Genomic DNA, 25,165 nt, shown 5'->3' with positions numbered 1-25,165 from the left:
ATAGGATTCTTTTTCTTCGGCACACGTAAATTCCATTTCCTTTTCATTGTATCATTTACTTAAAGTTCTTCTCAATAGATTTACTTGTAAGAGAGCATTTACATTCACAATAAAAGCCAGTATACTAATTTCGTGCATTATAAACAAGACGCTCGTCTTGGACTGGTTCGGAAACTTCCCAGAATAAAAAACTAAGTATCTCTAAAGAAAGGAGATTGGAAATAATGCGAAAAGTAATTATTGATTGCGATCCAGGGATCGACGACACTTTAGCTTTATCACTAGCTGTCAAATCCCCTGATATCGAAGTAGTTGCTATTACCGTCGTTTGTGGGAATGTCCCTGTAGATATCGGTACGCAGAATGTGCTGAAATGTTTGGAACGCTGTGATCGTTTAGATATCCCTGTTTATCAAGGAATGGGAAAACCTTTGAAGCAACCTTTCATTAGTGCGCAAGACACTCATGGGTTGGATGGATTAGGGGACACAAATTTCCCGATGGTCTTAGCCAAACAGGCAGAATCGCTCCATGCAGTTGATTTTCTGACTGATTATTTCAAAGAAAAAACAGATACATCAGTCATTGCTTTGGGGCCTTTGACCAATATCGCTTCTGCTTTGAAAAACAACCCATCTGTTGGGAAACATATGGATCGTTTTGTCTCAATGGGCGGAACTTACAAAGTCCATGGTAACTGTTCACCAGTTGCTGAATACAATTACTGGTGTGATCCTGAAGCAGCTTCTTATGTATTCGAAAAGCTCAAACAACCGATAGAAATGGTTGGGTTAGATGTGACAAGAGAAATCGTCTTGACACCGACTATCCTTGAATATTGCTGCCAAATGAATCCTGAAGAGGGAGAGTATCTAAAAGCGATCACTCGTTTTTATTTTGACTTTCACTGGAAACAAGAAAGAATCTTAGGATGTGTCATCAATGATCCGTTAGCTGTTGCTTATTTTATCGATGAGTCCATCTGTGAAGGCTTTAAAAGCTTCACTGCTGTAGAAACTCAAGGAATAAGTCGCGGACAAACATTGGTTGATCGTTATGAATTTTGGCAGAAATCTGCTAACAGTAAAATTATGATAAAAGTAGATACTCGTCTTTTTTTCCAAAAGTTTTTAACCGTTCTTTTAAATGCACAAGAAGAAACGATTATGAAAGATTTGGAAAGGTTAAAGATGGGTTAACAAAATGAATAAAAACAAGATGGCAACTCGCGTACTTACAATGATGGCTTTGTGTATTGGGATCAATTATGTTGGAGGAACGATTGCTTTATGGCTTCGTTTGCCAATCTATCTAGACTCTATTGGAACGATTTTTGCTGGCGCGTTACTTGGTCCCATACCAGGAATGTTGACAGGACTATCCAGCGGTGTATTAAGTGGGGTGACTACAGATATTTTTTCACTGTATTATTCACCGATCCAAATCCTCACAGGTTTGTTGGCTGGATTGATTTTACCAAGGTATCTCGACAAAGATAAAAAACGTTTGAAACTCTTATTACTCGCTTTGATTTTGTCTGTACCTGGAACGATCGTCTCTTCGATCATTACCGTTCAGTTATTTGGCGGAATCACTTCCTCAGGGTCTAGCATGATCGTCCAATTATTACATGGGTTAGGTTTCGATCAAACCATCAGTGTGATCTTGGTACAGGCAGGCACAGACTACCTTGACCGTCTGCTATCTGTCGTCGTTGTTTCATTAGTCATCACTATGTTGCCGCAGCGCTTGATATATTCCAAGAGAAAAATAGGATGAACAAACAGAGCCAGATGAGCAAAAAGTTGCTCATCTGGCTCTGTTTTTCATCTATTAAAAAACTTACGCTAAGTAGGATAAAATAATAGCTTGATATTTTTCGATCATATCTAAATAATTATCGAGCTCGACATACTCATCTATTTGATGAGGCAAAGTAACGACACCAGGTCCAAAGACGACAAAGTCAAAGGAGTGGTCAGCTTTCGTAAATTCGGCTGCATCTGTGGTTGCTGCCGCTCCAACTAAAGGTAATGGCTGACTGAATTGTTGCTGAATGCAATGAATCAAAGGAGAATCTGGATCAGCTTTGACAGGTATTTTGTTGTAATCGATCGTCAATTCCAAATGGTAGTCTGTCTCTTGATTCAATTTCTTGACGATTGATTGCAGTAATGCAATGATTTTATCATTTGGATATTCAGGAATCGATCGGATGTTCCCTTGAAGCTGCGCGAGGCTCGGAATGCTGTTTACTTGATTTCCGCCACTAATCAACGTGACATTATGGATTGTTTTTCCTAAGACGGGATTCTCGATTGTTTCAGCGAGGTGATTCATTTCAGCATTTGCTTTCGTAATAAATTCATTTAGATGATTGATCGCATTATAGCCTTGGTCTGGCATAGAGCTATGCGCTTCTTTTCCGTGCGAGATGACCGTATAGTTGATTTATCCCATGTGTGTATACATCAAACTGTAATTAGTTGGCTCTCCGATGATCAAGGCATCTAAGTCATCCACATAACCAGCTTTCGTGAGCTGTTCCCCACCTAATTCACCCACTTCTTCTCCGACAGTGGCTAATAATTTGACTGTTCCGTTAAATGGTTTTCCTGACTCTTTGAGTTCGATCATGGCAATCACCATTGCCGCCAAGCCACTCTTCATATCTGTAGCACCACGTCCGTACAAACGATTCCCATGGATTTCTGCTGCAAAGGGCGCATAGGTCCAAGACGATTCATTCCCCGCCGCCACGACATCCATATGACCAGATAGGCCTAACACTTTTCCTGATTGCCCTTTTTGGAATTGAGCAATCAGATTATCTCTACCATTACTGTAAGAAACGAGTTCTCCTATTATGCCATGTTTTTCCAAAAGCTTATTCAAATAAGCTGCTACTTCGCCTTCGTTTCCATTCACTGATTTTATTCGGATAATCTCTTGTAAAATCGCAATTTTTTCTTCTTTTTTCATCTAATCTTCTCCTTGCCGTTTCTTTTTATTGTATTGGAGTACGCCTAGATTTTCAAATAAGAGAGGCCACAGAAAAAAAGGGCGTGACAAAAGCAGCGTCACATTCCCCTTTTCCAAGTAAATGGCGTTCAAAATCTTGCCTCTACGCTAGTAAATCCAACCAAGTAAAAAAACAAGAGAAGCTACTTTGTTGAACTGTTCTTCTGTAGTCAAATCATTTTATTCCTCATCATTGAAAATAAGAGTATCACATGATCTATAATTACCCCTCCTTACGTAATAACCACGTAGCCAATTATTTTCTTCAAGAGAGTAGTCATACTCATATTCATACAAACTACTCCTTACCATGAAAAAAATACTGACACCGCCTCTACCACTTTTCGTATCTTTCACCACTCTTGAAATAAAAATATCATAATCGGTTAATTGGTATTCCTCCTCTAATAATTGATACAGTGCTCGTGTAGCTATATGTTTCTTGATTGGAAATTGATAGAGCCATGTACCCCCTAACAGTAAACCTATCGAAATAAAAATCTTAGAACAGTAATTTCTTTTTTTAGAAATCCTCCTTCTCATCATCAATTCTCCCATGTTAAGATATGGATCGCTCTTTCATCAAAATAATCAGGAAGATCGTATGGCAAAGCAATAAGCGGCTGATACATTCCTCCTACCTGCACAGCAGCCGAAGCATACCAATAAGCTTGCCAGACGATTTTAGAACAGTAAGTCGGATCCATCCCAAAAATATTTGTAGTTATCCCATATTTATAATTTTTATCATTGTAATTATCTAAAATTTTTTCATTTTTCTGTCTCCCTGTTCAAATGATTTTTATCGAAAGAGGAAGATTGCCATCCCCTTTTTGAAGAGAATCATCCTATCCGAGCGTAAAAGGATATGAATGAAACGAAGACTGCTTCCTCCTCTCTTATTGTTCTATCCTTAAAAGGTCCTATACGATGTTATCTCTTGATAACTGATTTTTTTCGATACGATTATCTCGTATCGATATTTGTAAATATTATATACAGAAGCCAGTTACAAAAATAAAATTATGAGTTATTTTTAATAAATATGGATATTTATATAATAGGGTTTATGTGATACATATAAATAAACAGTTGTTATTATAATAATTTATGTACTCTCCCGATTTTTCTGTTCTTAAAAAAGAGATTTATTCATCAAATGATTTTCACAACAAAAAAACTCTCTACTTGCTGAAATCAGCAGGTAGAGAGTCTGATTACTTAACTAAGTGATCATGCTCGTCTATCTTTCAATCGGTCGATCATGTATCTTCATTAGAAAAGAATTATTTGTTTTTCAAGTTGTAGAAAGATTTCAAACCTTTGTATTCTGCAACTTCACCAAGTTGGTCTTCGATACGTAGTAATTGATTGTATTTAGCAATACGGTCAGTACGTGATAGAGAACCTGTTTTGATTTGACCAGCGTTTGTTGCAACAGCGATATCAGAGATTGTTGAATCTTCTGTTTCACCAGAACGGTGAGATACAACTGCTGTGTAGCCAGCTTCTTTAGCCATTTCGATAGCTTCGAAAGTTTCTGTTAATGTACCGATTTGGTTCACTTTGATAAGGATTGAGTTAGCAATTCCTTTTTCGATACCTTCAGATAATTTTTGAGTGTTTGTTACGAACAAGTCGTCACCAACTAATTGAACTTTGTCGCCTAATACGTCAGTTAATTTCTTGAATCCGTCCCAGTCGTTTTCGTCTAATCCGTCTTCGATTGAGATGATTGGATATTTAGAAACTAATTCTTCGTAGAATTTGATCATTTCGTCAGTTGTTTTTTCACCTTCGCCTGAGTCAGCTAGTACGTAAACGCCTTTTTCTTTGTCATAGAATTCTGAAGAAGCAGCATCCATAGCAAGAACAACGTCTTTACCAGGTACATAGCCAGCTTTTTCGATTGCTTCGATGATTACTTCGAAACCTTCTTCGTTTGAACCAAGGTTTGGAGCAAATCCACCTTCGTCACCAACAGAAGTTGCTAATCCGCGAGCTTTCAAGATTGAAGCTAATGCATGGAATACTTCAGCACCCATACGTAGAGCTTCTTTGAATGTTGGAGCGCCAACAGGCATGATCATGAATTCTTGGAAGTCGATTGAGTTATCAGCATGTGATCCGCCGTTAATGATGTTCATCATTGGTGTTGGCAATACTTTCGTGTTGAATCCGCCTAGGTAGTGGTATAAAGGTACTTCTAGGTAGTCAGCAGCTGCACGTGCAACAGCGATAGAAACACCTAAAATAGCGTTCGCACCTAATTTACCTTTGTTAGGAGTTCCGTCTAAAGCGATCATAGCTTTGTCGATAGCCATTTGGTCACGAACATCGTAGCCAATGATTGCTTCAGCAATGATGTTGTTTACGTTGTCGACAGCTTTAGTTACACCTTTACCGCCATAACGAGCTTTGTCTCCGTCACGTAATTCAACTGCTTCGTATTCACCAGTTGAAGCACCTGAAGGAACCATTCCGCGGCCAAAAGCTCCGCTTTCTGTGTATACTTCTACTTCGATTGTTGGGTTACCACGTGAGTCTAAGATCTCGCGAGCGTAAACATCAGTAATAATTGACATGTTTTGTCTCTCCTTTGAGTTTGTTTTTTCCTAAGGGATTTCCCTCATATACGATTTTAGTTAATTTTGCTCATTAGTGCAAACATTTCTTGCATTTTTCGCAAATTTTCACCAATTATTTTACAGCGTCTAACAATGACAAGAATGAATCTGCTTGCAAGCTTGCGCCGCCGACTAAAGCACCGTCAACATTTTCTTTTGCCATGTATTCAGCAATATTTTCTGGTTTTACAGAACCGCCGTATTGGATACGAACAGCTTCTGATACTTCTTTTCCATAAAGTTTTTCAACTGTTTGACGTACAACACCACAAATTTCGTCAGCGATTTGTGCGTCAGCTGATTTACCAGTACCGATTGCCCAGATTGGTTCATAAGCAATCACCATGTTTGACACTTGTTCAGCTGAAAGGTCAGCTAAACCAGCTGTAATTTGTCCTTCGATCCATTCAGCAGTTTTGCCTGCTTCATATGTTTCTAAAGATTCGCCACAGCATAAGATTGGTGTCATACCGTTTGCAAAGATAGCTTTTGCTTTTTTATTGATGTCTTCGTCTGTTTCATGGAAATATTCACGACGTTCTGAATGTCCGATGATCACATAGTGAACACCTAGATCAGCAAGAGCTGCTGGTGAAGTTTCACCAGTGAACGCGCCTGAGTTTTCCCAGTAGCAGTTTTGTGCTGAGATTTTTAGTTCTGTACCTTCAGCTGATGTCATTAATTCTTGTAAGAATAATGCAGGAGATCCGATGACTGAATCAACCTTGTCATTTGAAGGGATTTTGTTTTTTACTGCTTCAGCAAATTCTTTTGCTTCTGATGCAGTTTTGTTCATTTTCCAGTTACCTGCGATAATAGGTTTACGCATTGAGGAACACACTCCTTAATTTATTGAAAAATGGCTAGGGAGTCATGAAAACTCCCTTCACCTTTTGATCGATCACTCGTCAGAATAGAGCAAACTTGGCTGTTTATTTATCGTTGATTGCTGCTAGTCCTGGTAATTCTTTACCTTCAAGCAATTCCAAGCTTGCGCCGCCACCTGTTGAGATGTGTGTGAATTTGTCAGCAAAACCTAATTGTTCTGCTGCTGCAGCTGAGTCTCCGCCACCGATGATTGTTGTTGCGCCTTCTAAGTTAGCGATTGCTTCACAAACACCGATTGTACCTTTAGCAAAGTTACTCATTTCAAATACACCCATAGGTCCGTTCCAAACAACTGTTTTTGCACCTTGTAATGTATCAGCAAATAATTTTACTGATGCTGGGCCGATGTCTAAAGCCATCAAACCGTCAGGAATGTCTCCTTCGATTACTTGTGTTTCTACATCATTTGAAAATTCTGGTGCACAGACATTGTCGATTGGCAAGACAAGTTTGTCGCCTGCTTTTTCGATCAATTCTTTTGCTAGTTCTACTTTGTCAGCTTCTACTAGAGAGTTACCGATCTTGATTCCTTTTGCTTCGTAGAATGTGTAAGTCATTCCGCCACCAATCAAGATTTTGTCTGCTTTAGGAATCAAGTTTTCGATTACGCCGATTTTATCAGAAACTTTTGCGCCACCAAGGATTGCGATCATTGGGCGTTTTGGTTCTTCTACTGCTTCACCGATGAACTTGATTTCTTTTTCCATCAAGAATCCAGCAACTGTTGGGATACCAGTTGAAGCGATACCTACGTTAGAAGCATGCGCACGGTGAGCTGTACCGAAAGCATCGTTAACAAATACATCACCTAATGAAGCCCAGTATTTACCTAGCTCTGTATCGTTTTTGCTTTCTTTTTTACCATCAACATCTTCAAAACGTGTGTTTTCAAATACGACAACGTCGCCATCTTTCATGTTGCGGATTGCTTCTTCTAATTGTTCTCCGCGAGTTTCAGGTACGAATGTTACTTCTTTACCTAATAATTCGCCTAGACGTTTTGCAACTGGAGCTAAAGATTTTCCTTCTTTATCTTCTTCTGTTTTTACACGTCCAAGGTGAGAGAAAAGGATTGCTTTTCCGCCTTGTTCTAAAACGTAGTTGATTGTTGGCAATGCTGCTTTGATACGAGTGTCGTCAGTGATCACGCCGTCTTTCAAAGGAACATTGAAGTCAACACGGACAAGAACTTTTTTGTCTTTTAAATCGATATCTTTCACTGTTTTCTTAGCCATTTTATTTCCTCCTGAATAAACTTATTATCAAAAAAAGCGGAAGAAGCGCGATTGCTTCCCCGCTTTTAAATGTACATGTCTATCATTTACACTTGTACGTTTGTCTATCTTATAAGTTAGCGAAGTATTCTAAAGTACGTACTAATTGTGCAGTGTATGACATTTCGTTGTCGTACCAAGCAACAGTTTTAACTAATTGTTTGTCGCCAACTGTCATTACTTTAGTTTGTGTAGCATCAAATAATGAACCGTAAGTCATACCAACGATATCTGAAGAAACGATTTCGTCTGTGTTGTATCCGTAAGATTCGTTTGAAGCTTCTTTCATTGCTGCGTTGATTTCGTCAACAGTTACTTCTTTTTCAAGAACTGTTACTAATTCTGTTAATGAACCTGTTGGAACAGGAACACGTTGAGCAGCTCCGTCTAATTTACCGTTCAATTCAGGGATTACTAAACCGATAGCTTTAGCAGCACCTGTTGAGTTAGGAACGATGTTTGCAGCAGCAGCGCGTGCACGGCGGAAGTCACCTTTAGGATGAGGTCCGTCTAAAGTCATTTGGTCACCTGTGTAAGCATGGATAGTTGTCATTAATCCTTCAACAACACCAAATTTGTCGTTCAATGTTTTAGCCATAGGAGCTAAACAGTTAGTTGTACATGAAGCACCTGAGATAACTGTTTCTTTACCAGTTAATGTTTCGTGGTTTGTGTTATAAACGATTGTTGGAACATCGTTTCCGCCAGGAGCAGAGATAACAACGCGTTTAGCACCAGCTGTTAAATGTTTTTCAGCTGCTGATTTAGAAGTGAAGAAACCAGTACATTCTAGAACGATATCTACGCCTAGTTCGCCCCATGGTAATTCTTCTGGGTTGCGGTTAGCTAATACTTTAACTTCTTTTCCGTTTACGTTGAATGAACCTTCATGAACTTCAACTGTTCCGTTGAAACGTCCTTGAGTTGTGTCGTATTTTAACAAGTGTGCCAACATTTTAGCATCTGTCAAGTCGTTGATTGCTACTACTTCGATTCCATCTACATCTTGGATACGACGGAATGCTAGACGTCCAATACGTCCAAAACCATTAATACCTACTTTAACTGTCATTTAAGATTTCCTCCTTATGAAAATCAAAAAAATATTTATTTTAAAGGGTTACCCCTTTTAAAATCTCGTTTGCAGCAGCTTCATCAGTGATGAGCCACGTTTGTTTTGGTGCATTTTTCATATAAGCTCGAATTGCTTTGGCTTTTGATTTTCCGCCCGCTATCGCCATGATGATTGGGACTTTCGCCAAATCTTGCAATTCTATGCCGATCCTAGGGACCTTATAAACAACTTCGCCTTTTTCATTGAAAAAGTAGCCAAAGGATTCCGCTACAGCATTTGCTTGTTTCAGCATGACTAATTCTTTTTCAGTCATCTTTCGACGTGCTGCCATGTGTAATGCACGCCCAATACTATGAATAACACAATTCGCCTCACTAATCAAGTTTAAGACTTCTTGGATAGATGGCTCATTGAGTAAAGAATTGTAAGTTGCCAGACTTAATTGCTCTGGAACATAAAGTGCACGGTGGTTTCCGTTTGCTTTGGCAGCCATTCTTGCACTGACAGAATTTGCCTGTACAGTTATCGCTTCACCGATCCCACCTCTTGCAGGGACAAATAGGTTATGCCGTTTTTTATTTTCCAGATTAGACAACTGTTCTGCTACAACTGCCATGGTGGTTCCTCCCATCACAGCGATGATATTCTCGCCTTCCGGAAGCAGTCGGTCTAAGGCTTCACTCAGCGCTTCGCCGAATGCATCAGCCACTTTGGTTTGCTCTTCGCTGTTTCCTGAAACAACGATACAGCGCTGATTACCAAAATATTCTGCCAACTGTTGTTCGGTTTGATGCGTACCTAAAAGCTGATCCATGAAGTTTTCAAGGCTTTGATAAACTTCTTCACCCTTAGTTGTCAGCGTCATACCGCTTTTTGAGGTATCGATCAAATTCAGATTTTTCAAAAGGTCTGTTTCTGTTCGCAATACTCGTTCTGTTATCCCCATACTTTCTGATAAACTTCGACGTCCAATCGGCTGCATCCAATAGATATTTCGTAAAATTTTATAGCGTTCTTGCAACACTTCGATAATATCTGGTGCAACAGATTCAATCATTTTTATTTCATCTAGCATAGCGATCTCCTTAGTTGGACACTTTGCGTCCAATGTAGACTTAAAACGACCCATATACGATAAAAAAAAGAAATTAACTTTTCGAATTTCACATCAATAAAGGGAAATCTCAACCTCACGACTGTTAGTCTAACAGTTTTGCTTTCGTTTTTCAACTAAAAAGATCAGAAAAAGTAAAATACTTTTTCTGATCTTTTGGATGATTAATTATCATAACGTTTTCTTTTTGATGAACTCGGGATTCCTAATAAATCACGGTATTTTGCTACTGTCCGTCTTGAGATCGCTATCTCATCTTTTTTCAGCAATTCAACCAATTTCTGGTCCGACAACGGCTTGCTTTTGTCTTCTTGATCAACTAATTCCTGCAACTTTTTCTTCGCAGTATCTGCCGAAAGATCTTCTGTCTGTTCTGCACCGTTAGTAGGGATTCTTGCAGTGAAAAATTTCTTTAACTCAAATACACCGAAATCTGTTTCCAAATATTTCCCGTTGACTGCTCGACTGACCGTAGATTCATGCACATTTATCTCGGTCGCAACTTCCTTTAACGTAAGAGGTTTGATGGGCCGCTCCTTGTCGATAAAGAAAGCTTTTTGCCGAGAAACAATGACTTGAGCAACCCGCAAAATTGTATCCCCGCGTTGGAGGATCGTTTTCTTCAACCATTCGAATTCCTGTTTCCGTTCTTTTAAATAATTTTCAGTTTCTTTATCTGCTTGTTGTGACATTTGCTTGAAGTAGGTCTCTTGGAATCGGATATTCGGCTGGTTTTTTCGGTTTGAGATGACTTGTACATTTCCATCGTCCACTAATACCCGGGCATCAGGAATAATGTACAATTCGCTACTACGGTCGAAAATTCGTCCTGGACTTGGGCTCAATGTTTGCAAATAGTCGAATATTTGCTGAACAGCGTGTAAATCAACAGAAAAACGCTGCGCAATCTCTTTCCATTTTCGCTCCACCAATTGCTCAAAACATTCTTCTAGCACGATGTAGGCTAGTTCCGGCGCATAATCATCCCGTTCCGTTTGAAGCATGAGACATTCTTGCAAACTACGTGCACCTACTCCAGCTGGTTCTAATTGCTGGATCAGTGTCAACGCATCGAGCATTTGGATAGGCGTCGCTCCGATCTCTTTTCCAGCTTCCTCTAAACTAATCGTCAAAAATCCGTTCAAATCGATGTATTCTACAAGATAAAGAACGATTTTCCTTAAAAAAGTATCTCGGTAATTCAAGTGGACTTGTTCGATCAATGAATCAAATAAAGACCCTTTTGTATCAGGAATCTGATTTAGGTAATTTGTCTCTTCTCCTTCATAAGAAGATGAAGAAGCTTTTATGTAATCTGGCTGCCATTCCGGCTCAACAACTTCCACCAATGGGTTTTCCATTGCTTGGTTCTCAACGAATGCCAACAGCTCTTCACTGTTATATTGTAAAACTTGGATGGACTGCTGCAACTGTTGCGTCATGGCTAGTTTCTGTGTCTGCTGCTGTTTTTGTGAAAAATTTTGCTCAAATTTCATTTTTTTGTCCAATCCCCTTGTAATTTTTTATCTGTTTAGTTACAATTATCCCAGTGCTTGCGTCCTTAGTGTAGTGGATATCACGTAAGATTCCGGTTCTTGAGACGGGGGTTCGATTCCCTCAGGACGCGTTCTACTGCTATTTTAACATACTTTACGAATAGTTGCTTCTTTATTTTTAAGTGAAAACTGTCCGCCAAAGAAAATTGGTGGACAGTTTTTTGTTGTATCTGTATAAATATTGTTAAGCCTTTGCAAGTAAGGTAGTTATGTGTTCAACTACTTATTCAAATGTGTTATTTATTAAAGATACTTGTCTCACTTACTGGACTGGCCGATGATCGTTTCTGCCATAATAGTTCTCGACAGTCGTTGGATGCCCTAATAAATCGCCCACTGTCGTGTTGCGATACCCTTGCTCTTGCAGATAATCGATCACTTGAGGAACGGCACGAATCGTTTCAGGATAAATATCATGGAATAAAATAATTGCACCATCGTATACTGTTGCTTGGATCTTCTGCAAAATCAAATCAGGATTTCTTGTCTTCCAATCTTCTGAATCGACCGACCATTCGATGATTGGCCGCTGGATAACACTTGCTCCTACACTTGTGATCGAACCATAGGGCGGACGAACGAAAGTGGGGGTTTTACCAGTGACTTTTTTTATCTCAGTGTCTGTTTTTGTCACTTCCTCCGTAATCGACTGGGCAGAAAGCGTCGCCAGATCCTGATGATCATACGTGTGATTGCCAATCTCGTGTCCTGCTTCAGCTGTCTGCTTCACAATTTCAGGATGTTGCGCCGTATTTTCTCCTAAAACAAAAAAAGTAGCATGCACGTTTTTTTCTTTAAGTATTTGCAACAGCTGTGGTGTCGTGGTCGCTCCTGGTCCATCATCAAAACTGATGGCAATACTTTTGACAGTTGGATCTTGGACAGCTTCTGTACTTTCTTGTGTTGGTTCTGGTTCAGTTGATTGACCTTGTGCCGGTTCCACTGATTCTTGAGTGGATGCGTTAACTCTAGCTGTTTCAGTCGACTTGTTTTTATTCGTTGATTGTTCTGATTGATTGAAAGATTGTGACGAACGCTCCGATGAAGTTACTTGTCCTTTCTCTTCGCTGATCAAGGATGCGACCGAAGTGACTTCGAAAAATAAAAGCACGGATAAAGCAATGATGCTGATAACTAAGTAATTTCTTTTCACTATATCTCTTCTTTCTCTTTTTCTCTTCTTAATTACTTACTTGAAAATAACTGTAAAAAATTGAAACTGCTAGTTGCAACTACTTCTCGCCTAATGATCCAAATAATCTTCCGATGCCAAAATCGTTTTTGTCACGGACTTGGGAATGACAAATTCTGGTGTTCCCATGTAACCAGGAGCAATTTCATATTGAGAAAAAGTCAGAACTAATTGATGCTCTTTATTCAAATAAAAACTTCGTGTTGGTGTAACAAGTGTTGGTTTTTCTATCGTTCCTTCTTGAATATCTTGTTCAGTCCAATAGTACTTAGACGGATCTTCCTTGACTTGTTCGGCCATTTGCCGCTTGACTTCTTTTGTCAAAACAGATAGATAGGTGTCATCTTTGAATAACAGCGGAAGTGAGAGCTGGACACTGTTTTTCTTGTCGATCGTGTCGTATCTTTTTTCAACGTGGCTATCCGCTGCTGTTTGGGTAATCTGTCTTTCGATCACAAGAAACCGGTCATCGTCTACGATTTTCTGATAATCACCCAGAACTTGGTAATGATCCGTTTCAAGATTTCCATATTCTTTTTCAGCTTTTTTGAAATCTGCTTGTCCTTCGTGAAAGTATTTTTGGTTTAATCCATGAATCGTTTTGTTTTCTTTCTCATTTTGAGTATGGATCTTCGGTACTTGAATATCGATTTTTTCAGATTGATTAGTAAAACGTTCGCCTAAGATCAATTCAATGACTGATCCTAAAATGGGCAAGTCTTCTGCAAAGCTTCGAACTTGACTATTAAAAAGGAGACTACTTGTTGTAATCATCACGATAGCCAAAGATACTCCAAACCCTTGGAGGCGTCTCTTTCTCCGTCTTGCTTTTATGAATGATTGCTCTTCGATAAGAAAACGCTGACGGATCTCCTCTTGAAGCCCTTTTGGAATTTCTTGTTCTTTATAAGTTTTCTTTAGTTTTTTTAACTTTTCTTTTTGGGAATACATAGCGGTCTTCTCTCCTTCATTCTAGGATTTGACGTAAAACATTCAGTGAACGATACATTTTTGTTTTAACTGTGTTTTCGTTGATATCTAAGATAGTCGCAATTTCTTTCAAACGAAATCCTTCAAAAAAGTAAAGGATCAGAATCTCTTTTTCCGGACTGTCTATTTTATCTAAAATCATATGGAGTTCTGCAACGGAAGTTTCTAAAGGTAATTGCTGCGGGATATCTTGAATTTCAAATAAGTCAACAGGTGTCCTTTTTTGTCTGCGCCAACTATCTAATGCCGTGCGGATCAATATCCGGTAAAACCATGCACTAAAATGCTCGATTTCTTTTTCTTTTTCAAAATACTTCAGTGCTTTATGGAAACTATCTTGCATCACATCTAAGGCCTCTTCTTTATCATGTACGTAATTCATCGTGATACGGAACATTTTTTGATAATCAGTTTCGATGAGTCCATTCAGCAGGTGACAGTATTTTTCAATCTGCCGTTTTTTCTTATATCCAGTAAAAATCATTCTCCACTCCTTTCCGCCTCACTTAATATGACGTACAAGGTACGCTAAAAGTTTCAATTATTTTATTTTTTATGTATTTACTTTGAATTTTTATATACAAAAAAGAAGGTGTGACAAAAATCATGTCACACCTTCTTATTCTGATAGCTTCAACGTCTCTGTTGTAACCTCTGATACACGGTGTTCTAGAAGTAGCTTCTTCGGAAATAAGTGGAAATTTCTTGAAGTTGACCACTTCCGTCACAGCCTCTACAGTAAATGATGTTTATTCTTTTTCAGAGTCAGAAAATTCTTCCTCTTCATAGTCTTCATCATCATCGTCTTCGTCTATGATACTTAAATCTTCTTCGATATTCCCAGGCAAGTCTTCTTCATCATCTGTTGGGTCATCTGCTCCAATTTCTTGCAAGTCAGAATTATAAGCAGCGATTTCTTCATCTTCATCATCATCGTCATCAAACAGATCATCGTCGTCTTCTTCTGTCAGATCTGTATCTTCTGGGTCATCGTCATTGTAATCGATCGCGTCTTCATCATCATTGATAAAGGCGTTGACTTTCTTGCGTTTACGGCGACGCGGAGTATCTTCATCCTCTTCGTCCATTCCATGGTTTACTTCTTCATCGATCGAATCGATAGCATACCATGAACGCAAACCCCAACGATTATCCCCTAATGAGATAAAGCTGCCGTCAATATTCAAGTCAGTATAAAATTGTGCGAGTGAATCACGAATTTCACTATCTGATTTGCCAAGATAGTTTTGGATTTGGTTGGCTAAATCAGAAAAATCCATGACATCGCCACGTTGTTCTAAGATCGCGTGTGCTACTTCGATCATTGATAATTCGCTTTTGTTTGCACCTTCAAATACACTAATTTCCAATCAGGACACGTCCTTTCACAGTCTACTCCTTATCATACAAAATCAGACACAAAAAATCAAACTTTTCTTTTATATTTACGCTGTAAAATCCAATGTCAAATAATATTCGCCGATTTTTTCTAGTCCCATGAACAAATCATAATCGATCCGAACCTTTCCTGCTGTGGGACGGTCTTTCAAACTTACATGCAGTTCTTTCGTAAAGGTAGCAATCTGGATCATACCGTATGGTGTTCGATAGGCTGTTTCTAATCGTTCTTTGTAACCAAATTTCAAACGCATTCGCATTTCTCCTGCACGGATCAGCTGTACATGACCATCTGGAACTAATTTGATCGTTACAGGGATTTCATCGCCTGTTTCCTCCTGCATCTCTTTATACCGTATGTACAGCGTATCGCCAATCGTCACCATTTGCCCTTTCAAATCAAAATAAAAATCTTGCACTTCCCCTTGTTGTTTCACTTTTGTACGCAATTTGATCGAAATCGGTGTTCCTTGTGATAATTCCATTCTTCATTCTCCTTTACTTCTCATAGCTACATTGTTCCTAGTTTCTTTTGTTTTGTCAACCAACTTGTCCATTTTTACAGAAAACCTTTTTTCCAAAACAACTCCTTGAATTTAGAGTATAATATTGTAGAAAATATGAATTTATAAAAAGGAGCCGGTTGAATGAACCCTGCGATTCGACTAGATCAGCACATTTATCAAAAAAACGACTTTTCCCCTTTCGCATTAACAGATATATTAACGGAATATTCCAAAGAACACCAGCAGATCTTTTTGCATTTCTGGCAATATGACTGCACCGTCATCTTAGGTATGAAAGATGTTCGGACACCTTTTCTTAGAGACGGGATCCAAACACTGAAAGATACAGGTTATGCTCCGGTAATCAGAAACTCAGGTGGATTAGGAATCGTATCAGACGAAGGGATTTTGAATATTTCTTTGATTTTCCCCCAGAATGACCAAAAAAAAATAACCATCGATGGAGCTTACGAGCAAATGCTCCGATTGACTAAATACGCCTTTCCGAAGGCACCGATTCAAGCATTCGAAATCACCCATTCTTATTGTCCTGGAACTTATGATTTAAGCATCCATGGCAAAAAATTTGCCGGCATCGCTCAGCGTCGCATCAAAAATGGGATTTCTGTTATGATGTACTTAAGTGTCAACGGTAATCAGGAAAAGCGTGGGCAAGTCATGAAACGATTTTATCAATCTGCTTTAAAAGAAAGCTTTGGTACAAATGGCTATCCTGCAGTCGATCCTGCCACAATGGCAACACTTGAAGAACTGCTTGACTATCCCCTTCTCGTAGAAGAAGTCAAAGAAGCATTTGCAAAAGCTTTTGAAAAGCTGTATTCTGCAAGTGATTTACTGGATTCTACCGACTGGCTAAAAAAAGAAATCCAGCTGGAGCAATGGAACAACCAAATCCAGAGAATGGAACAACGCAATAACATAAAGGAGCTACAATATGACAACCCCTTATAAATATCAAATGCTGCCTATGGAGAAAGTTTTTCGTGACCCAGTCCATAACTATATCCATGTCCAGCATCAAGTAATCTTAGATTTGATCAACTCGAAAGAAGTCCAACGTCTGCGACGAATCAAACAATTAGGCACTGCTTCTTTCACTTTTCACGGAGCAGAACATAGCCGTTTTACCCATTCATTAGGTGTTTATGAGATTTCAAGACGAATTTGCGATATCTTTTCTCGAAATTTTCCAAAAGAAAAGATAGGCAACGGAGGCTGGGATGATCAGGAACGGCTAGTAACTTTATGTGCGGCACTATTGCATGATGTCGGTCACGGTCCTTACTCTCATACATTCGAGCACATCTTCCATACGAATCACGAGGCTATCACTGTAGAGATCATCACTTCTCCAGAAACAGAGGTGTATCAGATCCTTAACCGAGTAGAAGAAGGTTTTCCTGAAAAAGTAGCGAGCGTGATCCAAAAAACCTACTCTAATCCGCAAGTTGTCCAAATGATTTCCAGCCAGATCGATGCAGATCGAATGGACTATTTGCTTCGGGATGCTTATTTCACCGGAACGGAGTATGGAACATTTGACCTTACCCGAATATTACGTGTGATTCGTCCATATGAAGGCGGGATCGCCTTTTCCATGAGCGGCATGCATGCAGTGGAAGATTATATCGTTAGCCGATATCAAATGTATGTGCAAGTGTACTTCCATCCTGTTTCCCGTGGTATGGAAGTGATCTTGGAGCATCTGCTTCATCGCGCGCACGAGTTGTATCAAGAAGATGCCAGCAGTTTTGAACTACACTCTCAACTACTCTTGCCATTTCTTGACGGAAGCTTTACTTTAGAAGAATACCTCAAACTTGATGATGGGGTCTTGGGTACTTACTTTACTCAATGGTCTGAATCTGCTGATCCTATTTTAAATGATTTAGCTAAACGTTTTTTGAATCGTAAACCACTGAAATCCGCCACTTTTTCTGGCAACCGAGATTCAAATTTGATTCAAAAACTCACATTGTTAGTAGAAAAGGTCGGCTATAACCCTGTTTATTACACTGCTGTCAACTCTAGCTACGATCTGCCTTATGATTTTTATCGCCCAGAACAAGGCAGACATCGTACGCAAATCGAGATTTTGCGAAATGACGGAACTTTGATAGAATTATCACAGGTTAGTCAGCTTGTTGCCGCTTTAGCGGGACAAGAACAAGGAGATGAGCGATTTTTCTTTCCAAAAGAAATGGTTGACCCATCCTTGCGTGATCATTATGATTTATTTGATGAAACTTATCAAGAATTTGCCAGCCATATCCGTAATGGCGCATTGATTGAAATAAACTAAAATATATTGGAGGAAATTATGGCTATCAAACTAGTCGCTATCGACATCGATGGTACTTTATTAAATGAGAAAAGAGAAGTAACAAAAGAAGTAAAAGAAGCGATTGCCGCTGCTGTTGCAAAAGGGGTCTCAATCGTTTTATGTACTGGTCGCCCCTTACCAGGTGTCCAAGAACAGTTAAACGAGCTGGACCTTTTTCAAGATAATGATTACGTTATTACTTATAATGGGGCACTCGTACAACAAACAAAATCAGGTAAAATCATCGCCCGTCACGGTCTGACTCATGAAGATTTTCTAGAAATCGAAGTGATGGCACGCCGTGTTGGCAGTCATCTCCATTCGATTGATGACAAAGCAATCTACACACCTAATCGAGATATCAGCGCTTATACGATACACGAAGCAAGCTTAGTCAAGATGCCGCTAAAATATCGAACACCTGAAGAAATGACACCAGACATGAATATCGTCAAAATGATGATGATCGACGAACCAGAAATTTTAGACGCAGCAATTGCACGTTTACCGCAAACTTTCCGTGATAAATACACAACGGTCAAAAGTGCACCCTATTACTTCGAAGTACTAAATAAAGAAGCAAGTAAAGGTGCGGCAGTTGCGAATCTTGGACAACATCTTGGTATTGACCAAGATGAAATCATGGCTATAGGGGATAACGAGAACGACTTATCCATGATTGAATATGCTGGTCTAGGAGTAGCTATGGGAAATGCCGTTTCTCTTGTCAAAGAAGCAGCAAATGTCATCACTTCATCGAACGACGAACACGGTGTAGCTGAAGCAATCAAAAAATACGTTCTGTAATAAATAAAAAACTGAGAGAAAGCTGGTCTACTCGCTTTCTTTCAGTTTTTATTTATTATTTTTTTCGATCCATCTCTCGACTGCCCATCGATGGCTGCCACGTTTCAATTTATCAAGTGCTTCTCGAGGACTGACCCACCAGATTTTATTGGTCTTTTCTGTGGGTTCTCCTATACGCTTCCAAGAATCAGCAGCAAAGAAATATCCTGGATTATAGTAATAAGTTGCACGATAATTCGAGTAAAAGTACTCATCTGCTTCTCCCAGATAGAAAGCAATTTCTGCCGCAATCCCCATTTCTTCTATTAGCTCACGAACGATTGCTTCTTCTTTCGTCTCATCTCCTTCAATTTCCCCGCCAGGAAGAAAAAAAGCACCATTTGGAGCCTCGATTACTGCAATCTGCTGATCTTTTTCTATGACGATATATGCTGCATAACGGGTTTGATAATCAGCAAATTGCTTTTTTTCACCAAAAATTGGTTTATCCATGAATAGTTTCCACCTTAACAGTTTTATTTTCTATCCATTTTACATGAGAAATTTCTCATGAACAAGCATAAATCAACTATTTCCTTACTTCTTTTTGTTATGATTAAATAAAAGGAAAGGGAGAGATGAATCTATGAAAATGGCTCACACATGTGTTCGAGTGAAAGATCTTGAAGCATCAATCGAATTTTATCAAAAGGCATTTGGTTTTGAAGAAAGCCGCCGCCGTGATTTTCCAGAAAACAAATTTACACTTGTTTATTTGACACTTCCTGGGGATGACTATGAATTAGAGTTGACTTATAACTACAATCATGGTGCCTATGATTTAGGAAATGGTTATGGTCATATAGCTATTGCAGCTGATGATTTAGAAAAATTACATGAACAGCATAAAGCTGCAGGTCTTGAAATTACTGACTTAAAAGGATTACCTGGCACTGCGCCTTCTTACTACTTTGTCATTGACCCTGATGGTTATAAAATCGAAGTCATCCGAGGCTAATAAAAAGAAACTGTGACAAAAATCTTGTCACAGTTTCTTTTTTTCGAATAAACGATGTTCCAGAAGTAGCTTCTTCGGAAATAAGCCGAAATTTCACAAAAATTTGAGAAGTAATTTCCGTAAATTCCTTCTTATTTCTTGAAGCTGCCTCCTTCTGTCACAACCTCTATTTATGTTATCCGCATACTTTATCCAATCATGACACTTTCTTCTGGATATTTGTATTTTGATTGAGTTCTTTGTGCTTTTGTCATCAGAGAGAAGACCACAGTCAATACCCCAACTCGTCCAATGTACATAAGCGCTATAATGATCAATTTCCCTATTGCAGTCAAGTCTGGCGTCAATCCCATCGTAAGTCCTACTGTTCCAAATGCAGAAAAGACCTCAAAAGCAATATATTCGATGCCAGAAGTTTTAGGTATCGTTTCAGTCACTGATAAAATCATGATGGCGACTACACACAGTGTCAACGTGATAAAAAACAACGTGAGTGCTCGCAACACTGTGCCTTGACGGATTGTACGGCCAAATGCTTCCGCTCTCGTACGTCCTTTAAGCATCGAACGCATCTGGATCAGCAACACACCTAACGTAGTTGTTTTCAATCCGCCGGCAGTCGACCCAGATGTTCCGCCAATGTACATCAAAAACATCGTTAAGATCAGACCGGCATGACTCATATGGAGGTAATCAACTGAATAATATCCAGCCGTTCTAGGTGTTACACTCATAAAAAAAGTATTTGCCAATCGTTGAAACATATTCCCTTCCACTAACGTTGCCCCATTGTGTTCTGTGAAAAAGAACACAACGAAACCGCCTAATAAAAGGGTACCTGTAACGGTTAATGCGATTTTTGAATGAATCGTCATCTTCTTTTTCTGATGATATTCCAATAAGTCACGCCAAACGATAAAGCCTAATCCGCCAGAAATAATCAAAGCAGATACCACCATGATCAAATAAACATTTTGCTGGTGATTGGCTAAACTGTCTCCTAACAAATCAAACCCTGCATTACAAAAACTAGAGATTGCGTGAAACAAACTGTACCAGATCCCTTTCAGCCAGCCAAATTCAGGCACAAATACAAAAGATAAAGCAACCGTACCAATCAATTGAATCACAAAGGCCAATTTCAGGATGTAAAGCATGAGCTTCATCACACCTGATACTTCTTCTAGATTTAGCGCTTCTTTTAATATAATACGTGTGCTGAGACTGACTTTTTTCTTTATCAATGCAAAGCATAGAATCGGAACCATCATAAAACCAAGACCGCCGATCTCAATCAAAAGCATGATCAAAAACTGACCAGCACTGTTCCAATGTTCTGCTGTATTCAATGTCGTCAATCCCGTCACGCAGACGGCAGAAGTTGCAGTGAAAAGCGCATCGATAAAATTTGTCCCATGCCCACTATTACTAAAAAATGGCAGGGTAAGTAGGCCGCCGCCAACTAAAATCAGGAGAAAAAATCCTAATGCGAGAAGCTGAACGGCCGGCAAGCGTTTCTTTAATTGTTTGTTTTGTTTAATCATCGTTTTCCTCTTTTAAAAAAGGATACCACTTAGTCAGTGGTACCCATATTTTTTACTTTGATCAACCTTGTTACTTCTGCGCGCTCGTTTTCTTCTAGCTTCATACGAATATAATAGATCGTTTCTTCTAATTGAGGAATCGTCATATATTCTAATGCATTGACTCGTCGACGTGTCTTTTCGATTTCACTCGCCATCAGCTGACAAGTTTTTTCGATTTCTGTCAGTTCCAAAAGTTTTGGAAGCAAGGTAGTAAAGCGATCGATTGACCGATCCAGTTCGGCACTGGAATTCAAATACCCGTATTCCAAAGGGGAGTCTGTCAGCTGTTCATCATATTCAAAATTCATCACAGGTACTTTTACACTCATGATATTTTTGTCTACAATAGATAAATCAACGTTTTCCGCCGGCAAAGCAAACAATTCTTCGATGAAAGGTTCCGTGATCGAAGCATTTGCCAATACAAAATCAGACATTGCTTCTGTCATAGACTCTTCCATTTCTTGACGCAGTTGGTTGTTCTTTCGAATCAACAGGATGAATTGACGCATCAGTTCATCTTGCTTATCTTTTAATAATTTATGCCCTCTTGTGGCAGTTGTCAACTGTTTTTTCAATCGGGTCAATTCCATGCGAGTCGGATTCACATTCAATCGTGCCATCAGAACTCACTTCCCTTCTGGCAGATATTTGTCCAGCATGTCGTCTTTGATTCGTTTTAATTCGGTTCTTGGCAACATCGATAGCAGTTCCCACCCTAGATCAAGTGTTTCAGTAATCGAACGGTTCGTGTGGAATCCTTGATTGACATATTCTTTTTCAAACCGCTCAGCAAACTTCGCATAGATCTTATCTACATCAGATAAAGCAGATTCTCCTAAAACTACGGCTAATTCTTTTGCCTGTTTTCCTTGTGCATAGGCTGCAAAAAGCTGATTCATCGTAGCCGCATGGTCTTCTCTTGTCTTTCCGGGTCCAGTTCCTTTATCTTTTAACCGCGAAAGAGACGGAAGTACATCAATTGGTGGTTGAATCCCACTCTTGTAAAGCTCTCTAGTCAAGATGATCTGACCTTCTGTAATATAACCGGTCAAGTCAGGGATCGGATGGGTCTTATCGTCTTCTGGCATTGTTAAAATCGGAATTTGAGTAACTGATCCTTTTAGTCCGCGGATCCTTCCTGCTCGTTCGAACAAAGTAGCTAAGTTCGTGTAAAGATACCCAGGATAGCCTCTTCTTCCTGGAACTTCTCGCCGTGCTGCAGAAATCTCTCGCAATGCCTCTGCATAGTTGGTCATGTCTGTCATGATAACCAATACATGCATTCCTTTTTCATAAGCAAGATATTCTGCAGCAGTCAAAGCCATACGAGGAGTAGCAATACGTTCGATTGCAGGGTCGTTTGCTAAATTCATGAACATGACAGAACGGTCGATTGCACCAGTTTGTCGAAAATCTTCCATGAAAAATTCTGCTTCTTCAAAAGTGATTCCAATAGCAGCAAAGACTACGGCGAAATCATCTGATGAATCAAGTACCGTTGCTTGTCGCGCAATCTGAGCAGCTAATTCTTTGTGAGGAAGACCAGAACCAGAAAATACTGGTAATTTTTGTCCACGAACTAATGTGTTCAAATGATCGATTGCAGAAATCCCTGTTTGGATAAACTCATCTGGGTAATCCCGAGCTACTGGATTGATTACTTCTCCGTTAATATCCAAATACTTTTCGGGCAGGATTTCTGGTCCATTATCTTTTGGACGTCCCAAGCCATCGAATACTCGACCGATCATGTCTTCCGATACACCTAGTTCTAAAGGATGTCCTAAAAATCGTACAGAAGAGTCACGTAAATTGATACCACTTGTTCCTTCAAATATTTGGACCATTGCTTTATCTTCTTGGACTTCCAATACTTGTCCACGACGAATCTCGCCATTTTGCATACGGACTTCGATTAATTCTTCATATTTGACACCAGCAACTTTTTCAACCGCCATCAATGGACCGACGACTTCACCGATCGTACGATATTCTTTAATCATTGCTCATGCCTCCTTCTGAAACGATTGTTTGCATCGTTTGTTTGATTTCACCGATAATTTGATCTAATTTTTCTAATTCTGTTTCCGGGATATATTTGCTTCGTCCGATCCTTTCACGAATCGACACGGTACCGTCCATGATCTCACTTAAATAAGCACCTAACGACAACGCACGGCGTCCTTCTTCACCAAAGGTCAAGATCATCTTCAACATTTTGAATTGTTTCTCTCTTGAAGTGAATGTATCGACATCATCAAAAGCATTTTGCTGCAAATAATCTTCACGAATGGATTTTGCCACTTCTAATGTCAGACGGTCATTATCTGAAAGGGAATCAATCCCTACCAAACGCACGATTTCATTCAGCTGCTGTTCTTCCTGCAAAATACGCATGCCCTCAGTGACCATGGATGCCCAGTCAGCTTGAAGGATATGATCCATGTACTTCCCTACTTCTGTTGAATAAAGAGAATAACTTTGGATCCAATCGATTGAAGGAAAATGTCTTTTTTGGGCTAAAGTCGAATCAAGTCCCCAGAATACTTTTACGACCCGCAATGTATTTTGTGTGACTGGTTCCGAAATATCCCCTCCAGAAGGCGATACAGCACTGATTGCGGTTATACTTCCTTCGCGACCTTCTGATCCTAAAGCAATGACTCTTCCAGATCGTTCATAGTATTCCGCAAGACGGGAACCAAGATAAGCTGGATAACCTTCATCACCAGGCATTTCTTCCAAACGTCCGCTCATCTCACGAAGTGCTTCTGCCCATCGTGAAGTGGAGTCAGCCATGATAGCAACGTCATAACCCATGTCACGGAAATATTCCGCAATCGTGATTCCCGTATAGATAGAAGCTTCTCGAGCCGCTACTGGCATGTTAGATGTATTGGCAATCAATACCGTACGTTCCATCAACGATTCTCCTGTATTAGGGTCAATCAATTCAGGGAATTCATTTAAAACATCCGTCATCTCATTTCCGCGTTCACCGCATCCCACATAAACGACCAGGTCCACATCGGCCCATTTTGCGATTTGATGCTGAACGACTGTTTTTCCTGCGCCAAATGGACCAGGAACAGCTGCTGCTCCCCCCTTTGTCACTGGGAAGAACGTATCGATCACTCGCTGTCCGGTGATCATCGGTGCATCAGGGTTTAATTTTTCTTTGATTGGCCGACTACGTCTGACTGGCCATTTTTGGAGCATCGTCAAGTTTTTGTCACCATTTTCAGTTTCAACGACACATACGGTTTCATCAATAGTGAACGATCCTTTTTCGATTGTTTTGATCGTACCTTTTATCCCATTTGGCACCATGATTTTGTGTTTGATAACTTTTGTTTCTTCTACGATTCCAATCACATCGCCAGCACTAACCGTTTCTCCGGCTTCTAATGTGGGTTCGAACCACCATTTTTTCTCATGATCCAATGCAGGCAATTGGACTCCCCGTCCTAAGAAATTACTTTGTGTGATTTCCATAAAGGTATCTAATGGCCGTTGGATTCCGTCAAACATTTGTGAAATGATCCCTGGTCCTAATTCAACAGATAAAGCTTCACCAGTAGAGCGAACCGGTTCGCCTGGACCAATTCCAGAAGTCTCTTCATATACTTGAATAGACGCCACATCGCCACGCATCTCGATAATTTCTCCGATAACTCCTAGATCTCCCACTAAACACATGTCCTGGATACTGGCATCAGACATGTTTTCAGCCATTACAAGAGGTCCGGAGACTTTTATGATTTTTCCAATTTGCAAAATTTCTATC

Annotated in this window: 24 protein-coding genes, 1 tRNA gene, 1 pseudogene and 1 riboswitch; of the genes and pseudogenes, 7 read left to right on the top strand and 19 right to left on the bottom strand. The window is 39.6% G+C overall.

The features are described from left to right. The first annotated feature begins 156 nt into the window (after positions 1-156). Positions 157-201: riboswitch (PreQ1 riboswitch) on the top strand. Between the two features lie 23 nt (positions 202-224). Both AC1F25_RS01440 and AC1F25_RS01435 read left to right on the top strand, forming a co-directional pair. Then, positions 225-1,199, top strand: a complete 975-nt coding sequence (locus tag AC1F25_RS01440; RefSeq protein ID WP_047927403.1) for a nucleoside hydrolase — start codon at positions 225-227, stop codon at positions 1,197-1,199. Between the two features lie 4 nt (positions 1,200-1,203). Further along, the gene (locus AC1F25_RS01435; RefSeq protein ID WP_002292808.1) at positions 1,204-1,779 is read left to right on the top strand and encodes an ECF transporter S component; all 576 of its coding nucleotides are present in this window, start codon (positions 1,204-1,206) and stop codon (positions 1,777-1,779) included. Between the two features lie 63 nt (positions 1,780-1,842). Here AC1F25_RS01435 and AC1F25_RS01430 read toward each other — a convergent pair. The 9 genes and pseudogenes from AC1F25_RS01430 to rpoN all read right to left on the bottom strand — a co-directional run bounded on the left by AC1F25_RS01430 (position 1,843) and on the right by rpoN (position 11,495). Next, a pseudogene (locus AC1F25_RS01430) lies at positions 1,843-2,982 on the bottom strand (ArgE/DapE family deacylase). A gap of 219 nt (positions 2,983-3,201) precedes the next feature. Further along, entirely contained in the window at positions 3,202-3,579 is a 378-nt protein-coding gene (locus AC1F25_RS01425) for a hypothetical protein (protein ID WP_479994186.1), read from the bottom strand. Beyond that, entirely contained in the window at positions 3,567-3,728 is a 162-nt protein-coding gene (locus AC1F25_RS01420; RefSeq protein ID WP_002292811.1) for a hypothetical protein, read from the bottom strand. Before AC1F25_RS01420 ends, AC1F25_RS01425 begins: the two co-directional genes overlap by 13 nt. Positions 3,729-4,307: 579 nt before the next feature. After that, on the bottom strand, positions 4,308-5,606 hold the full coding sequence (gene eno, locus AC1F25_RS01415) for a phosphopyruvate hydratase (protein ID WP_002292812.1): 1,299 nt from the start codon (positions 5,604-5,606) through the stop codon (positions 4,308-4,310). Between the two features lie 115 nt (positions 5,607-5,721). Next, complete coding sequence (tpiA, locus tag AC1F25_RS01410; protein ID WP_002292815.1) at positions 5,722-6,477, bottom strand: triose-phosphate isomerase; 756 nt, start codon at positions 6,475-6,477, stop codon at positions 5,722-5,724. Between the two features lie 103 nt (positions 6,478-6,580). Then, positions 6,581-7,771, bottom strand: a complete 1,191-nt coding sequence (locus tag AC1F25_RS01405) for a phosphoglycerate kinase (protein ID WP_002292817.1) — start codon at positions 7,769-7,771, stop codon at positions 6,581-6,583. Positions 7,772-7,880: 109 nt separating this feature from the next. Beyond that, the gene (gap, locus tag AC1F25_RS01400) at positions 7,881-8,882 is read right to left on the bottom strand and encodes a type I glyceraldehyde-3-phosphate dehydrogenase (RefSeq protein WP_002292818.1); all 1,002 of its coding nucleotides are present in this window, start codon (positions 8,880-8,882) and stop codon (positions 7,881-7,883) included. Positions 8,883-8,922: 40 nt separating this feature from the next. Continuing rightward, complete coding sequence (locus AC1F25_RS01395; RefSeq protein ID WP_002316430.1) at positions 8,923-10,014, bottom strand: sugar-binding transcriptional regulator; 1,092 nt, start codon at positions 10,012-10,014, stop codon at positions 8,923-8,925. Between the two features lie 149 nt (positions 10,015-10,163). Continuing rightward, positions 10,164-11,495 carry an RNA polymerase factor sigma-54 gene (rpoN, locus tag AC1F25_RS01390; protein WP_081185560.1) on the bottom strand — a complete coding sequence of 444 codons (1,332 nt, stop codon included), beginning with the start codon at positions 11,493-11,495 and terminating at the stop codon, positions 10,164-10,166. Between the two features lie 59 nt (positions 11,496-11,554). Here rpoN and AC1F25_RS01385 point away from each other — a divergent pair. Next, a tRNA-Arg gene (locus tag AC1F25_RS01385) sits at positions 11,555-11,626 on the top strand. Positions 11,627-11,817: 191 nt separating this feature from the next. On the opposite strand, the gene AC1F25_RS01380 is transcribed toward AC1F25_RS01385, so the two are convergent. The 5 genes from AC1F25_RS01380 to AC1F25_RS01360 all read right to left on the bottom strand — a co-directional run bounded on the left by AC1F25_RS01380 (position 11,818) and on the right by AC1F25_RS01360 (position 15,620). Then, positions 11,818-12,708, bottom strand: a complete 891-nt coding sequence (locus AC1F25_RS01380) for a polysaccharide deacetylase family protein (protein WP_049142024.1) — start codon at positions 12,706-12,708, stop codon at positions 11,818-11,820. A 90-nt stretch (positions 12,709-12,798) separates the two neighbouring features. Next, positions 12,799-13,698 carry an RsiV family protein gene (locus AC1F25_RS01375; RefSeq protein ID WP_479994185.1) on the bottom strand — a complete coding sequence of 300 codons (900 nt, stop codon included), beginning with the start codon at positions 13,696-13,698 and terminating at the stop codon, positions 12,799-12,801. A 16-nt stretch (positions 13,699-13,714) separates the two neighbouring features. Further along, positions 13,715-14,221, bottom strand: coding sequence for an RNA polymerase sigma factor (locus AC1F25_RS01370; RefSeq protein WP_479994184.1), 507 nt, complete (start codon positions 14,219-14,221; stop codon positions 13,715-13,717). Between the two features lie 265 nt (positions 14,222-14,486). Continuing rightward, positions 14,487-15,107: a DNA-directed RNA polymerase subunit delta gene (gene rpoE / locus AC1F25_RS01365; protein WP_002292825.1), complete on the bottom strand. Its 621-nt coding sequence runs from the start codon at positions 15,105-15,107 to the stop codon at positions 14,487-14,489. A gap of 75 nt (positions 15,108-15,182) precedes the next feature. After that, positions 15,183-15,620 (bottom strand): YwiB family protein, encoded by a 438-nt coding sequence (locus AC1F25_RS01360; protein WP_002292826.1) that lies wholly within the window; start codon positions 15,618-15,620, stop codon positions 15,183-15,185. A 162-nt stretch (positions 15,621-15,782) separates the two neighbouring features. Here AC1F25_RS01360 and AC1F25_RS01355 point away from each other — a divergent pair, with 162 nt between their 5' ends. The 3 genes from AC1F25_RS01355 to yidA are packed head-to-tail and all read left to right on the top strand — an operon-like array spanning position 15,783 to position 18,792. Further along, on the top strand, positions 15,783-16,613 hold the full coding sequence (locus AC1F25_RS01355) for a lipoate--protein ligase family protein (RefSeq protein WP_081185565.1): 831 nt from the start codon (positions 15,783-15,785) through the stop codon (positions 16,611-16,613). After that, positions 16,597-17,964, top strand: coding sequence for an HD domain-containing protein (locus AC1F25_RS01350; RefSeq protein ID WP_002308544.1), 1,368 nt, complete (start codon positions 16,597-16,599; stop codon positions 17,962-17,964). Before AC1F25_RS01355 ends, AC1F25_RS01350 begins: the two co-directional genes overlap by 17 nt. A gap of 18 nt (positions 17,965-17,982) precedes the next feature. Continuing rightward, positions 17,983-18,792 carry a sugar-phosphatase gene (gene yidA, locus AC1F25_RS01345; protein ID WP_002292832.1) on the top strand — a complete coding sequence of 270 codons (810 nt, stop codon included), beginning with the start codon at positions 17,983-17,985 and terminating at the stop codon, positions 18,790-18,792. 48 nt (positions 18,793-18,840) lie between these two features. Here yidA and AC1F25_RS01340 read toward each other — a convergent pair whose 3' ends face one another. Next, a complete protein-coding gene (locus AC1F25_RS01340; protein ID WP_002308540.1) occupies positions 18,841-19,284 on the bottom strand; it encodes an NUDIX hydrolase in 444 nt (147 codons plus the stop codon). A gap of 133 nt (positions 19,285-19,417) precedes the next feature. Between AC1F25_RS01340 and gloA the strand changes: the two genes are divergently transcribed. Further along, a complete protein-coding gene (gloA, locus tag AC1F25_RS01335; RefSeq protein WP_047927411.1) occupies positions 19,418-19,789 on the top strand; it encodes a lactoylglutathione lyase in 372 nt (123 codons plus the stop codon). 188 nt (positions 19,790-19,977) lie between these two features. On the opposite strand, the gene AC1F25_RS01330 is transcribed toward gloA, so the two are convergent. The 4 genes from AC1F25_RS01330 to AC1F25_RS01315 are packed head-to-tail and all read right to left on the bottom strand — an operon-like array spanning position 19,978 to position 25,155. Then, complete coding sequence (locus AC1F25_RS01330; RefSeq protein ID WP_479994183.1) at positions 19,978-21,333, bottom strand: TrkH family potassium uptake protein; 1,356 nt, start codon at positions 21,331-21,333, stop codon at positions 19,978-19,980. 29 nt (positions 21,334-21,362) lie between these two features. Then, positions 21,363-21,998 (bottom strand): V-type ATP synthase subunit D, encoded by a 636-nt coding sequence (locus AC1F25_RS01325; protein WP_073357420.1) that lies wholly within the window; start codon positions 21,996-21,998, stop codon positions 21,363-21,365. 6 nt (positions 21,999-22,004) lie between these two features. Further along, a complete protein-coding gene (locus AC1F25_RS01320; RefSeq protein WP_002308533.1) occupies positions 22,005-23,381 on the bottom strand; it encodes a V-type ATP synthase subunit B in 1,377 nt (458 codons plus the stop codon). Then, on the bottom strand, positions 23,374-25,155 hold the full coding sequence (locus AC1F25_RS01315) for a V-type ATP synthase subunit A (protein ID WP_002313472.1): 1,782 nt from the start codon (positions 25,153-25,155) through the stop codon (positions 23,374-23,376). Before AC1F25_RS01315 ends, AC1F25_RS01320 begins: the two co-directional genes overlap by 8 nt. Between the last annotated feature and the right edge of the window lie 10 nt (positions 25,156-25,165).

This window comes from Enterococcus sp. M-BR2, from assembly GCF_056612775.1.
The sequence above is the reverse complement of the archived record's forward strand: the minus strand, read 5'-3'. Positions and strand labels throughout refer to the sequence as shown.